Here is a 13,138-nt window from a genome sequence, read left to right as displayed (position 1 = left end):
TCAGCAAAACAGTATATGCGAAAAAAAGCATACGAGACGACTTCTCGATCACTCCCAAAAAACATTTGGAAGTATCTGCTCCGTTCATATTGATGATATTGTAGTGGAGAAATTAAAGCTGATCTATCAAATGGCGTGAAGATCGTCAATGGGTAGTATTCGGTGACAAAGAAGGCATCCCTCTGCTGTCAAGATGCTTAATCAAACCGTCCGCCGACTGGCACACTCACCGATATCAATAAACAATTTCGTACCTACATACTCCGCTACACACATATAAGTTTGTTGACAGAGGCTCGTTTCGATTTGAATTTCATTATGAATCGAGTTAGGCCACAAAAACTCTTAAACAACGACTAAGATATATTTACATGTTCGACTGGAATGCGGACTAATGCTTCGGAGAAATGCATATTTTGTTCACCAAACTCTTAAAAATTTAAAAGAGTACTACTCATATTACCTTCAGACTGTAGACAAAAGCCGTTGAAAGTGAACTTCTCGATGGCTTTGTATTTTTTCTTTCTCTTTTATTTTCAATATTTCACCATATTCAACATACTCTTGGAGCAGGGAAGCTCTCTTAGACCGCCTGCCACGTCTAAGTAGCCCGTTTCTTTAAATTCATGACAGCAAAAGTAAGCATCCGCAAAAACACGCTCAATCGACTCTTTATGCTTTGCATAAATTTGTTTGATGTCAGAGAAATGGCGTAAATGTTCAGCTTCCAGTTTATCACCTCAAAAATTTACTTTTCAACACCATATGTAGATGGAGTACTTTATGTAGAAGTTGATTGAAACGAAGAGCGGGCGCCTCCTGCAGGAAAAGTGGGAAACATCTGCTCGTAGTGGAAATCAACGACTTTACTTTATTTCATTGTAAAAGAAAAAAGACTGTAGGCAAACTCCCAAATTTTTTGAGTTTATCTACAGTCTGAAAGGACATGTTTGTTAGCATATCCTTTAAAACAACCCGTATATGTAAAATATATACTATATTGGATATTGTATATTCTTTTTGTAACGTTTATAGTTATATTTACGCAAGTCAAATGTACTTATGTTTATTAGGAGGTTTACATAAATGGGATTTCGTTTCAGAAAGAGCGTTAAAATTGCCCCAGGGGTTAAATTAAACTTAGGTAAGAGAGGTGCCAGTGTCACATTTGGTAATAAGTATGCTCGAACAACATTTGGAAAAAACAGAACTACCCTTTCCAGTTCAATCCCTGGAACTGGTATATCCTATTCTAAACAGATTACAAAAAGAAACAAGCGCCCACAAAGGATCGCATATGAAACTACCAATAATACATTACCTGACATAACGCCAAACTTACAAGAAGTCGAAAAATACAATGCTTACATTAATATGTTAACTTCTGTTCATTTAGAAGCAGAAAATGATGTTAACTGGCATTTAGTTGCTGAAGAAGACTTATCACATTTATTGAATGAAGGTCCCAACGTAACCTCTGTTATGAATGAAATAGCAAACTATAAGCCGACACTTCGCGATAAACTTTTTAATCGAATTACTGCTAAGAAAACGATAATTGAAAATAAATTACCTGAAGCTAAGGAGTTAGATTTTGAAATCTATCAAAAAAAGCAAAGATTAAAGGATGCTGCTCTTCAAATTTTGACTGGTAATAGTGATGCATGGATTCTTGCTATAACTGCATATGCGCCATTTGAAGATATTGAAAGCTTTGGAAGCAAAATAAGTTTTGATATTAATAATAATGAACTAATAGTAACTTTAATGGTTGGAAATGAAGAAGTAGTTCCTACTGATGTCTTAACCCTAACGGCAACAAATAAACTTTCTCGAAAAAAAATGACGAAAACGAATTATTTAGCTCTTTACCAAGACTATGTGTGTAGTTGTGTCATTCGAATTGCTAGGGAGATATTTGCAATCCTCCCTATCGATAAGGTACTTATCCATGTTTATGATTTCGGACAAGCTGACCCCCCTCCAAAGAAAGGTTGTATACTTTCAACACGAATATACAGAGGTAATCTAACTAATTTAGAATTTGAAAGTATAGATTGTTCTGACACTATTGAAACATTCGAACATAATATGAAATATCTTAAAACTAAAGGTTTTAGACTTGTGGAGGAATTGAAATGAATGGTTGTTTAACTTTAATTATTATATTAATTGCTCTAGCCATATTTATAAATTTCCCTTTATTTATAGTAGGTTTTGTTCTAATATGCTGGGGAATATATGAATACAAAATTAATAAAAACCTAAAAGCTAAATCTAAATTAATACCAACTATTTTTACACTCGGCTGTATATTATCTTTTTCAGGTTGTGCATTAAGTTTGACCAATGACACTGAAAAAGAGCATGCAGAAAGTACAAAAAAAGAGACTAAGAGAATTGTGGAGCAAAACGAGACGAAACAACCAGAAACGACCCCTGTAAAAAATACAATTGATTCACCTAATTCTAAATTGGATTCAAAACAAGAATCAGAGTCTACTACTCAAATGGAAAAGATAGAAGAAAAGAAAGAAGTTGAAGAAGAGCCCGTAGTAAGTACTGAACAAAATAAGGGAACAAATGATTCAACTAACTCAACTCCCAATCCAGATACAATCGGAACTACACCCGGTACTAATACTCAAGAAACTGTTAATACAGTTACAACGCCAAGTACTCCTCAAAAAGAGTACTTTAAAAACTGTACTGAGCTGAGAAAAGTTTATCCACATGGGGTACCTTCTGACCATCGTGCTTATGCATCTAAGCACGATCGTGATAAAGATGGTTGGGCCTGTGAAAGATAGTTGATTTAAACAAAATAATCCAGTATTCATTAGACTCATTCCAAATAAAATTCTCTTTTTTCAGTGCTAATCTGTATTTTTTAATATATTAAAAGAGTGAAATATTTTTTTCATCAAAATAAAAAACCCAGCCTCAAATCAATTCAATAAATGTACATATTTGTCTATAAAATATGTTCAAACACTAAATTATTCCTTATTTTGTTCGATAACAAAATGGATTCATAAATTATTTAATAGAAAGGAGTAAATTCAATTATGATCTCTTCTCAATTTTCAAACATGCAATATTTAATGGCACGCCGGTCTTCATCTAAGTATTATGGGTTAACAAAACAGACTGGCAATGAAGCTAATAACACCTCTACAAAGGGTCAAGAGAGAATTAACAGTGTGAGTAAAATTATTGAAGAAAGCAAAACCTCTAGACTCTCTGCTAAACAGATTGAAACACTTAAAAGTGCTGCTAAGGATGGTTTGTTAGGCTCTAGTGCAAAAACATTAGGACCATGGGGGAAATACAATCTCCAAAAAATTTTATCAAACACTAAGCACAATTCAACATTAAACGCTTATCGAAATTCAATCTAATTTTATTAGCATTCAAACACCCTCCAAATAATTAGAGGGTGTTTTTAAATTTACAAAATGGAATTTCTAATTTTCAAACCCTCTTTGAATAGCCTACATATGACTTGATTAATTAATTACCCAGTCTCATGTGTGCGGGTTTCAGGAAAAATGAACGGCGATATGCTTGAATTGGTGTCGTTCCACACCTGTCTTATTGATTAGATCCCCAAAACAGAAATGAACTGGGTTGTTGACCTTTTTTGCATGATCCAAGATTGAAATTCCGTTATCATGGTAATTAGCTGTTGGACATTAGTATCATAGTTTTCTATGAACTCCTGCTCTGAATAGCCGTATAGAAATCCTATAACCTCTTTTAATGAATTAGGATTGGGCTTACTATTTAAAAATTGTTTCATTCTTTCCAATTCCTGATTGATTAAATCCCATATACCCATCTCTATTTCATTGAAAGCAAAATAATCGAATTTCTTGTAATGCTTGTCGATCGCAGGCAAAATGTATCCGAAGTTGTCTTCGGTAAAGTAAATAGAAGAACTATTCCAGCATTCGCCCCTGTATTGATCTGGCAAAATCTCGATATAACATGAACCTTCGAGTGAATTCGTATCATAAATTATTTCAATCATTAAGCCTGCTCCCTCCCATTAGTGAAAGTAAAATTTATTGAGACTCTCTGATTATATCTGGTAATCTGAAACTTTCACTATATAAAAAGAGTCACTTTCCATTCAGTGGTCCTTTCACCAATTATTTAAAATTTTTCTGGTTTTACCACTTTAAAGGAAGCTACTTCCCCACAGTTTTTACAGAAAGTCATCAAAAGTGGTGACCCTACTGCCATTATTGCTCCTATAGGTCTTATATTACCTTGACTCGTAGTACCACCAACCTGCCCAGTTGTAAAGGTATCTCGACCGCAAACCTTGCAAACTAACTTTTCATCTTCCATTATCTCACCTCTTTATGTAATTAATGTAAATTATAACATAAATCACTCCATCTCGTTACACGCTCTAGCTAACGCTGAGGATCGTGTCAGTCCATTCAAAATTTCAACATTATGTATATAATCAAATGGAAAAGGACCAAAACGTTCTTATTATTCAGTTTGTTATTACTTGTAGGGTGTAATGTGAAAACTGAGTAACAATGTTTGCATTTCCTGATGAATGGTGACGGGACAAGGGGCAAATAGTGAAGGGAATAGACAAGAAATAGGACGTGCTGTGAACATCGAATTAAAAATGCCATGCAAAACGCCAACATTTTAATAGAACTTCAGACAGATGAAGGACCATTATATAAACTGGAAGGATTTGATTAAGGAAGGTTTTATTTATACGATATGTATTATTTGAATGAAGAAGTGGTTCCTGCTTTAATCGAACTGATTGATTCTTGAAACAACCCTACTTCTTCCGTTAAATCAAGACAAAGCTTTGAATGGACACATAGATTGAAAATAAAAATAGCCCGATTAGCAACCAACCATAGACTGTTCTCTGTTTTTGACATTCTTGAATGCCTAAGGTGAACAAGAATAAGCCTAAGAACAATATCATGAGGTAATTCAGTTGTAAATCACTTGTGATTATTCCATAAGCAGCGAGAGAAATACCAATGATTGAGAAAATAATTTTCAAACAATTTAACATTACTTTCCACCTCCTTTTTTAGTTTATCATACAATGTAAGATAACTAGATGTTCATGACACTTGAGAGGCTATTATGTAATATTGTTTCCTTACATTAGATGCTGACGTGAACCTCCTTTCCCATAGAAAAAGGCATGTGCTCGACCGTATATCGAACACATGCCTTTATTTCTTAAACTCGTAATGAGCCACGAAAGCCCCTTGCTGCGTAGTAGGATTCTGCTCCATTGTGATATATAAAGATCGTGTCATAGCGACGGTCGCAGAAGATAGCACCGCCGAGTTTTCGAATGTTGTCGGGTGTTTGTACCCAGCTCGATGTTTTTAAATCGAATTTGCCAAGCTCTTGTAGATGTCGATATTGTTCTTCTGTTAGAAGCTCAATGCCCATATCCTTGGCTACGTCCATCGCTGTATTTTCTGGCTTATGATTTTTTCTGGCTTCCCATGCTTCACGGTCGTAACATAAACTTCTGCGACCTTTAGGGCTTTCCACAGAGCAATCATAAAAGATGAACTCGTCTGTATTTGCATCATAGCCCACTACATCTGGTTCACCACCCGTAGTTTCCATTTCATGAAGCGACCATAGCTTCTCTATATTAGCCTCTAGCTTAGCCTGTACATTAGCCCAGTCAAGCCCTTCATGACGAGACGTATTTTTCTCAAAACGAACTTGCAAAGTATGGATTAGTTCCTCGCGTTGCTCTTGTGATAATTCCTTCGTTGTCATTATTGTCTTCCCCCTCGCTTATTTGAATGACAAGCCTTCTTCTTCCAATGAAGATCTCATAATGGGTAAGGAGGCTGGTCCAATTCCATGTATTTTTAATATGTCCTTTTCCGTATACGTAGATAGCTTTTTCAACGTGTCAATGCCTTCATGTACTAAAGCATTTCTTGCAGGTGCACTGAGTTTTGAAAGGAAGCCACTAATTGGTTTGTTTTCTTGATTACATGTAGGGCAACTTGGACAATCCGTGCTTTTGTAAAAGATATGTCCTTTTTCACATACTCTTAACTTTTTTTCTGCAGCCAAATTAAGTCCTCCCATCAAATCCTGCATCTAATTCTAACATACTTTACAACTCTAACTCGATTGTCAATACTATGTTTAGCATTTTCTAATTGCATACTCAGTTTCGACACCATTTTAAATAAAAATGTAAAATCTTTAGTTAAATTAAATAGCATTGGCTCTGAAAACAGAATAGAGGGCTTCAAAAAAGGCACTATTTCGCATAAGAATAGTGCTTTTTACTGTATTACTGTCTCTTTTCAACAAACAACAAAATGAGTGTTGCCAATGGACCTAATACAAGAGAAAGTAAAAACCAATTTAACCCCGATCTATTCTTCCCTTGTGCAAGTCCAGCATTTATCAACGCCAATGTGCCCCAACCTGCGAAATATTGGTTATCCATCTTCTGTCCTCCTGTTTCACTTAACTATGCTACATCTCTTCACAAATTTAATCATAACATATCCAAATAACATGCTTCCTGAAAGGTGTCAAAATTGTATGTAATGCCTCAACCATTTGCCATCACCGTGAGCAACGCTTCATCCAATAATTTTAGTCATCAACTTTGGTGTTTAATGAGACTCGCTCCTTCCTCAGTGGGTGAAAGTAAGATTTCACGCTTATCTAAAGGATTCTTATTTCTACGTATAAAGCCTTTAGTTTCAAGCGTCCTAGCAATATCTGAAATCATCATGATGTTTAACTTTGTGAATTCAACAAGTTTTTTAATTTATGAGCTCTCCGTGCGTGTGGAGGTAATCACATGTAGCTAATAGTATAAACTGTGCATATGTCAAACCGCCCTTGTTGAGTTCTTTTGTAATGTGTCACTTGCCATAATAAAAAATCCGTACTGTCCTTTGGGTCATTTAACTTAGTCTTTGGCGAATGATTTATTAACCAATCTCCTTTTAATGGAAAAAATCTCTTCTTACAAAACTGTGCAAACCCACCTTTTTATTACTATATAACGCTCAATTTGACTCTGGTGTTGCCTTAGTCATAATCAATTCCTCCATACATCAAATTAGCAAGTGCACTTATCAATGATAATAAGCACACTTATTATTATCAACAAGATTCAACTCCTTACTGCAACAGTAAAAAGGGAAGAAAACACATCTAGCATTTTATTACTTCATAGTTTGTCGACTTCAAAAAAGGCCACATCCTCAGTAGAATGTGACTTACTAAAAGTATATATGTAAAAACCTCAAAGAAGCATACCCCCGTTCAAAGTAGGAACGGGGTTAATAGTAAAACTGTATCAAAATTTTTTCTTTAACAATAGCATCCGTTTAAGCAGAATACTTCACAAGCTCTAGCTTTTCTCACGCAACTTAATTTCTTTTGGTTTTCTGCGTTTTAGCGAATACATAACCTGATAATCCTAGTGACGCGCTAATAACATAGCATTTATAATTATTTTTTTGTAAGTATTTTTCAAGTTCATTCGTATCTTCGTAACCAATCGGCCAAGCGTATAATTTATGTGATTCAAACTGCTCTCTGTTCTCTACGAAAAATGTATTCAAATCCATTTCATCAATATCGAATAAAATACTTCCTGCCATTACATGGTCGAAATCATGCGCTAAGTAATTCTCGAATGTAACAGTTACAATGTCATCTGCCATTGTTTCGATATGTACTAGCAATTCATTTTCTAGAAAATTTACTGAGTATCCAACTATCACACCATCGTGAATAGATATTGTCATTCACTTCCTCCTTAAAACGGTTGCGTTGTTTGAAAAAGAAATTAGCATTACCTATGGCAATCTCATGATACTTTAGCTAACGCACCCCATTAGTGTAATATCAATTTATTTTCTATCTCTTATTTCTTCTAGTATTTCTATTACACGATTGTTTTGTTTTTCAATCGATTTTAACCTTTTTTCAATTATGCTTGAAGAGAAAAATACAATTAGTACAATAGCTATTCCAATGATTAAATCCATTTCTATTCCCTTCATTTATATCTTGGTTTATCGTTTCTTACTACCACATACGTTTCAAAGCTACTTGCTAGTTCAAGTATTCTGCTCCATAAGTTTAAGAAGAACAGAGGTGTTAATTAAACAGTAGCCGATTTCAATACCATTAATCACTTTTTACACAATCAGTTTTCGGTCATATTACACGTGTAATATTTCATAACAGCCTGAAAGGTTAGAATGAAACTAATCAAAGTCGATAATAAAAGTTCCATAGTTTCGAGCTGATTAAATGGCAGTCCATGTCGTATAAACATAAAAAAACCACCTCCCAACGCATTACAAGCAAATAAACCTCCCCAGATTGCCGCTTTCGTCCTTTTATAAACGTTGTCGCCTCTTAAATATCTCATATACAAGAAACAAACAACACCGATCCCTATGATCAACAGTGATGTCTGAGCAAAGGAGGATGTCACAGTCATCGGCTCTTCCCACGACATATCCACATAGAGAAGGTTACCAAAGTGAATCATGTTGAAAATCAATAGACAAATCAGCACACAAAAAAAGAATAAGCATTCGGCTATCATCATAAACCATTTCATTATTTTTAACCCTTCCCTTCTATTCTAATAACCTTACATCCTCTTTATTTTCTAGAAAGCTACAAAAAGGGCAACAATGGTCTTTTGTTATAAAAATCGCTCGGTACATATCAGCCCAAAATATAGGTTCCTTACATCGTTCACACTCTGCATAATAATGTGGTAATAAAGCTTCTTCTAATAAGACATCCCATTGTGGAGCTGTTAAGCTTTCAGGGCCATTTGTAATGACCAGCATAATGACCTCCAGTATTTCTCCATCGTAAATTCGACGGGCATTCACTAGCTCTTTCAAATAAGTGATACAGCTAGATGATTCGTTTATGATTCGCTGTTTTAACTTTTTTCGTTGCATATTCTCCCTCTTTCAATTTATTAGTCATTCGACAAACAAAGGATTTTTCCTCTATTTATGTTTTATATTGTCATATAAATCTCTAGCAAATGAAAAGAAAAAAAGCTTTCATAGGGTAAATACCATTTCCCCTTTCTGCATCGATACATATTATAAGTTGTAGAAAGGGGGGATTTTCAGTGGGATACAGTGGAAACGTAGGTAATATCAACAACAGCTGCTATTATGGCGGCGACTCTGGCGGTGGCGGCTATTACGGATCAACATTCGTATTAATCGTCGTGTTATTCATTTTATTAGTTATCGTTGGCGCTTCTTTCATGTATTAATCATCCCAACTAGCACCTAGAACACCCTTTTACACGATATTAAGCCGTGTAAAGTTATTCTAACCATTTTATAAGGGTCGCTTTTACCAGCCTAGTGACCCTTTTATATTTCAAACAGACGTGCGATAATGAAGAAGAATTAGCTTTGTAACAATATCCCACCTAACTGAAAGGGCAAATTAAGGTGAACCCTACATGTTGAGAGTAATTAAAGTATTACTAGGAATCGCATTGATTATGGTTGGTCCTATGTTGATTGCCATTACGGTTGACGATACGATATGGCTCAAAAATATATGATTAAGAATCATTGGTGTCCTGTCCATTTTACAGGGCGTTCATTTAGTACATAGACAATTTCATCCGCAGGCATACAAAAGAAAACCCAGGAACTCAAAATAAAGAGCACTTGGGTATGCTTGATGATTTAGAAAAAATTATTCCTTCTCAAAATATTTTAGATCTAATTGAATAAGAGTTGTATTCATATCATAAAAATTTCCCGACTTAAATTTTTCCTCATGAGTAAATCCTTTTTGATTTTGAATAAATGCTAACCACTCCTTTTCTAACTCACCGCTATTCTTTCCATAAACTTCCTCTATTTTTTTTGCTAAATCTTTCTCATTGTAGATCTGTTCAAACTTTTCTAGTCTGTAGGTATCAATTAAATATTTTGTAAATGAAGCCGCATGTGTGTAGCTCAGCTCCATAAGGATTTGATTCTCTTTTATATTTGAAAGTTTTGGGCGAAAATAGGCATCATCTTGATTTGGATCAATTAATTTACTAATAGGAATTAACTTGTCTGAATCCATATAATGCTTCATGTATTTTTCAAAATATAATTTATTTTTTCCATATTGATCCTCCATATAACTCGCAAAACCCTCTTGCGTAAAATAGCCATGGTCAGATCCAAAATTATTGCCATAACCAAGTAAAGAATGTGTCATTTCATGGACAAGTGGATATATATCTTCTTTAACGCCAGTTAACTCGATTTTTGATGCTAAGCCCCATGATTGACCGTCTTCTTTAAGATAAATAGTTATCTTGTCAGATGGCACATAGGAAGGAAGTATGTATGGATTGCTGAATGTTATCATACGCCGTAAGGATTTCATCTTTTAAGATAGCTACTTTTTCTTTTGGAACGTTGATATCATTCTTAATCTCAAAAGTTATTTTGCCATCCTTTGTCACCACAATATTTTCATCGTTTTTTTCTTGTATTTGATCTTTAGGTTGAACGGTTACCGCTGTACAGGCTGTTAATAGCAAAGTACATAGAAGGATTGTGCCATGTTTACCTCCTAAAAAAGTATTTTCCAGTTTATACGAGACTTAAAATCCAAAAGTTTCATTTTAAAAAGAAAAATAAGGAAAATTAGACAAAATTATTTATAATATTATTAGACAAGGCAACAAGGAGGACTCCATGAGCAAAAGTAAATGTATCCATTACAACCCACGCTATGGCTGGGATTTAAATGATGATGCACATTTGGAAATGTGGTTATTTGCTAAAGCACAACGCAAACAAGTAACCATTCTTAGCTATGGATGTGACTTAGATCATCACACCATTAAAAAAATTGTTCGGCATTATCTCACTACGAAAAAACCTGACGCAGCAGAAGACACACTAGAAATAAGATATGATACATATGATGCTAATTCAAATCTTCATACAGAGAATCAATACTATTTTGAAACCTATTTCATCAGTGAAAACACATTAGCTGCTTTTGTCCAAGCGCTACATCGATTGCCTGGTACACATATTCGCTGTGAATTTAATGTGCGGGGACATTTTGAAGTGAACCTAAATGGTGTAGAATTTTCTACACGTGTATTAAAAGCTCTTGATTTTCCATCTATGTACAAGGAAGATTTAATCGGACGCTATCTTTTATTTATCGATACAGAATCACCTGACAATGAAATGATTCGTCACAAAATACACTTGCTCCCCAAAGAGTTGCAAAGTCTTTCTCTTCCTTTAGATAGCTCACCGCTACAGCGGGAACTATTCGTAAAGGAATGGATAACAGCCATTCTTCGATACGAAGTGTAAATTTTAGCTTACTCAGGATGATGGTCTATAAAACCAAGTAATCTTATCATATAAATAGTAGTGTTAAGCGAATTCGTTTAACATGGCACCTCCCGATTTGTTACTAAGGGGCACTTCTATCGAGTGTCCCTTCTATTTTTGGAATATTGCACACTTCATCGCCATCCATTACGATAGGCTTTATTCTTCATTATGGGGTGTGGATTTATGTTAGAAAATAGCTTTGATTTTTTAGCAAGTGTCTCTATTGGTCAAACAACTTTATATACAAGAAAAATGTACCGTAATATAGCAAGGCTATAGTACTACGATTGGTTTCACGACATTTACCTTCATGATCAATACCGCAGCCTATTTTTTGCGAATCGCCATGTCAGAAAATACCTTCAAAGTAATGCCCGGGTCAAGCGAATGATGAAGAATAAGCAAGAGCAAGAAAGGTTTCTCCAATTTTTACATAAGCAATCGAAGGGCATAAGCAATCGAAGGGACGGGGACAAAAGAATTGTAAGCAATGAAAATCCCGAACTATGACAAAACACTCCATACCTTAAGTGTTTTGTCATAGTTCGGGTGTTTTTTTCTTAGCTAATGAGTGTCAAAATATCCTTTGGCTCCTGTAGCACGTAATCTGCATTCTCAAATCCAGTAGTGGTTTTGGCTCCCCAGAGGGCAAGGGCAAATTTGGCTCCGGCTTGCTTGGCACATTGAAAATCATAGATAGAGTCGCCAATATAGATAGCATCTTCTGGTGCTACCTGCAATGTGTCCAGACATTTTAAAAGGGGCTCTGGATGTGGTTTATGCTTTTCCGTATCACTGGCACTAACAATATGTTGGAAATAACCACTTAGCCCAAACGGATCAAACTCATCTGCAACCTCTTGAGCTGTTTTAGAAGTCACAATGCCCATTTGTAGCGGTGTTCTTGCTAACTACTGGATGACCGCCTCTAGATTTTCAAAGACGGCCACCTCGTGTGAAAAATCAAGAACCGCCGCCGACCATTTCTGATGAACAGCCTCTATGTTGTCGACCTTGAGCCTCTGTAAGGCATCTTTCCCTGGGATACCTAAAGCAAATCGTAGTGCCTCAAATGAATACTCTTTTTGCGTTTCTTCCCGTAACGTTCTTTGCAATGACTGTAAAATCGCTTGTTCAGTATCCAAAATCGTTCCGTCTACATCAAAAATAATTGCTCTCAACATGAGTGTTCCTCCTAGTTAAAGCACGTTATTTACATACATGCATAATTGCTGATATAGTTCCGCTGCATAATCCTTCTGACCACGAATATATTTCTCTTTTAAATTATAAAAACAAATTTCAAGATATTCCTTATCATGATGCTGTTGAAACGGTTTCCTATCCTTTACTGGTCCCAAGCCATCAAAGTAACGATTCATTTTTTCATATGTTCTAATTTGATAACCGCGCTTCTTCATTTCCTCCATGACTTTTTCGGTATACACATACAGGTCCTCTTTAGGGTATTCGTAGACATAATTAATCAAAATATGCTGGTCTTCTTTAGCGAATATGCTATTTAGCTCTCTCCACTGTGAAAGTAGCTGCCCTTTCGGTAGATACTCGATTAAATCTACATGCCATAACCTCATTTGCCTCTCCTCTTCCCATTAATCAATCCTATCAATATGTTTTTTATTATGAATATTATATTAGCAAGGTCAAGGAATTGGATTCAAATGGCGCGTCGAACTTTCCTTAAAAAGGAAAAC

Annotated in this window: 17 protein-coding genes and 1 pseudogene; 5 read left to right on the top strand and 13 right to left on the bottom strand. The window is 35.3% G+C overall.

Annotation, left to right across the window (positions count from 1 at the left end; genetic code table 11):
• Window positions 1-1,086 precede the first annotated feature (1,086 nt).
• The 3 genes from V6670_RS10415 to V6670_RS10405 all read left to right on the top strand — a co-directional run bounded on the left by V6670_RS10415 (window position 1,087) and on the right by V6670_RS10405 (window position 3,401).
• Window positions 1,087-2,142 (top strand): DUF4236 domain-containing protein, encoded by a 1,056-nt coding sequence (locus V6670_RS10415; RefSeq protein WP_141903272.1) that lies wholly within the window; start codon window positions 1,087-1,089, stop codon window positions 2,140-2,142.
• A complete protein-coding gene (locus tag V6670_RS10410; protein ID WP_338654059.1) occupies window positions 2,139-2,810 on the top strand; it encodes an excalibur calcium-binding domain-containing protein in 672 nt (223 codons plus the stop codon). The genes V6670_RS10415 and V6670_RS10410 overlap by 4 nt, the downstream gene beginning before the upstream one ends.
• Before the next feature lie 282 nt (window positions 2,811-3,092).
• On the top strand, window positions 3,093-3,401 hold the full coding sequence (locus tag V6670_RS10405; RefSeq protein ID WP_338654058.1) for a hypothetical protein: 309 nt from the start codon (window positions 3,093-3,095) through the stop codon (window positions 3,399-3,401).
• A gap of 200 nt (window positions 3,402-3,601) precedes the next feature.
• On the opposite strand, the gene V6670_RS10400 is transcribed toward V6670_RS10405, so the two are convergent.
• The 9 genes from V6670_RS10400 to V6670_RS10360 form a co-directional block, all read right to left on the bottom strand.
• A complete protein-coding gene (locus V6670_RS10400) occupies window positions 3,602-4,033 on the bottom strand; it encodes a hypothetical protein (protein WP_338654057.1) in 432 nt (143 codons plus the stop codon).
• A 125-nt stretch (window positions 4,034-4,158) separates the two neighbouring features.
• On the bottom strand, window positions 4,159-4,356 hold the full coding sequence (locus V6670_RS10395; RefSeq protein WP_338654056.1) for a hypothetical protein: 198 nt from the start codon (window positions 4,354-4,356) through the stop codon (window positions 4,159-4,161).
• A 472-nt stretch (window positions 4,357-4,828) separates the two neighbouring features.
• Window positions 4,829-5,062, bottom strand: coding sequence for a DUF3953 domain-containing protein (locus V6670_RS10390; RefSeq protein WP_338654055.1), 234 nt, complete (start codon window positions 5,060-5,062; stop codon window positions 4,829-4,831).
• 173 nt (window positions 5,063-5,235) lie between these two features.
• Complete coding sequence (locus V6670_RS10385) at window positions 5,236-5,796, bottom strand: DUF4256 domain-containing protein (RefSeq protein ID WP_338654054.1); 561 nt, start codon at window positions 5,794-5,796, stop codon at window positions 5,236-5,238.
• Between the two features lie 18 nt (window positions 5,797-5,814).
• Window positions 5,815-6,102, bottom strand: coding sequence for an RNA polymerase alpha subunit C-terminal domain-containing protein (locus V6670_RS10380; protein WP_338654052.1), 288 nt, complete (start codon window positions 6,100-6,102; stop codon window positions 5,815-5,817).
• Between the two features lie 226 nt (window positions 6,103-6,328).
• On the bottom strand, window positions 6,329-6,487 hold the full coding sequence (locus V6670_RS10375; RefSeq protein WP_170829801.1) for a hypothetical protein: 159 nt from the start codon (window positions 6,485-6,487) through the stop codon (window positions 6,329-6,331).
• Window positions 6,488-7,427: 940 nt separating this feature from the next.
• Window positions 7,428-7,808, bottom strand: coding sequence for a hypothetical protein (locus V6670_RS10370; RefSeq protein ID WP_338654051.1), 381 nt, complete (start codon window positions 7,806-7,808; stop codon window positions 7,428-7,430).
• 105 nt (window positions 7,809-7,913) lie between these two features.
• On the bottom strand, window positions 7,914-8,051 hold the full coding sequence (locus V6670_RS10365) for a hypothetical protein (protein WP_010861357.1): 138 nt from the start codon (window positions 8,049-8,051) through the stop codon (window positions 7,914-7,916).
• 603 nt (window positions 8,052-8,654) lie between these two features.
• Complete coding sequence (locus tag V6670_RS10360) at window positions 8,655-8,990, bottom strand: hypothetical protein (RefSeq protein WP_338654045.1); 336 nt, start codon at window positions 8,988-8,990, stop codon at window positions 8,655-8,657.
• Window positions 8,991-9,196: 206 nt separating this feature from the next.
• Here V6670_RS10360 and V6670_RS10355 point away from each other — a divergent pair, with 206 nt between their 5' ends.
• Window positions 9,197-9,319, top strand: a complete 123-nt coding sequence (locus V6670_RS10355) for a YjcZ family sporulation protein (RefSeq protein ID WP_139149510.1) — start codon at window positions 9,197-9,199, stop codon at window positions 9,317-9,319.
• A 437-nt stretch (window positions 9,320-9,756) separates the two neighbouring features.
• Here V6670_RS10355 and V6670_RS10350 read toward each other — a convergent pair whose 3' ends face one another.
• Window positions 9,757-10,389: a hypothetical protein gene (locus tag V6670_RS10350; RefSeq protein WP_338654044.1), complete on the bottom strand. Its 633-nt coding sequence runs from the start codon at window positions 10,387-10,389 to the stop codon at window positions 9,757-9,759.
• Complete coding sequence (locus tag V6670_RS10345; protein WP_338654042.1) at window positions 10,379-10,603, bottom strand: hypothetical protein; 225 nt, start codon at window positions 10,601-10,603, stop codon at window positions 10,379-10,381. Before V6670_RS10345 ends, V6670_RS10350 begins: the two co-directional genes overlap by 11 nt.
• Window positions 10,604-10,760: 157 nt before the next feature.
• Here V6670_RS10345 and V6670_RS10340 point away from each other — a divergent pair, with 157 nt between their 5' ends.
• Complete coding sequence (locus V6670_RS10340) at window positions 10,761-11,399, top strand: hypothetical protein (RefSeq protein WP_338654041.1); 639 nt, start codon at window positions 10,761-10,763, stop codon at window positions 11,397-11,399.
• A gap of 584 nt (window positions 11,400-11,983) precedes the next feature.
• Here the strand turns inward: V6670_RS10340 and V6670_RS10335 are convergent.
• Window positions 11,984-12,607 (bottom strand): annotated as a pseudogene (locus tag V6670_RS10335) (HAD family hydrolase).
• Between the two features lie 15 nt (window positions 12,608-12,622).
• A complete protein-coding gene (locus tag V6670_RS10330; protein WP_141903261.1) occupies window positions 12,623-13,018 on the bottom strand; it encodes a pyrimidine dimer DNA glycosylase/endonuclease V in 396 nt (131 codons plus the stop codon).
• Window positions 13,019-13,138: the final 120 nt, after the last annotated feature.

Origin of the sequence: Lysinibacillus sp. Y5S-8, assembly GCF_036894365.1 — a bacterium.
GTDB classification, from domain to species: Bacteria; Bacillota; Bacilli; order Bacillales_A; family Planococcaceae; genus Lysinibacillus; species Lysinibacillus fusiformis_D.
The sequence above is the reverse complement of the archived record's forward strand: the minus strand, read 5'-3'. Positions and strand labels throughout refer to the sequence as shown.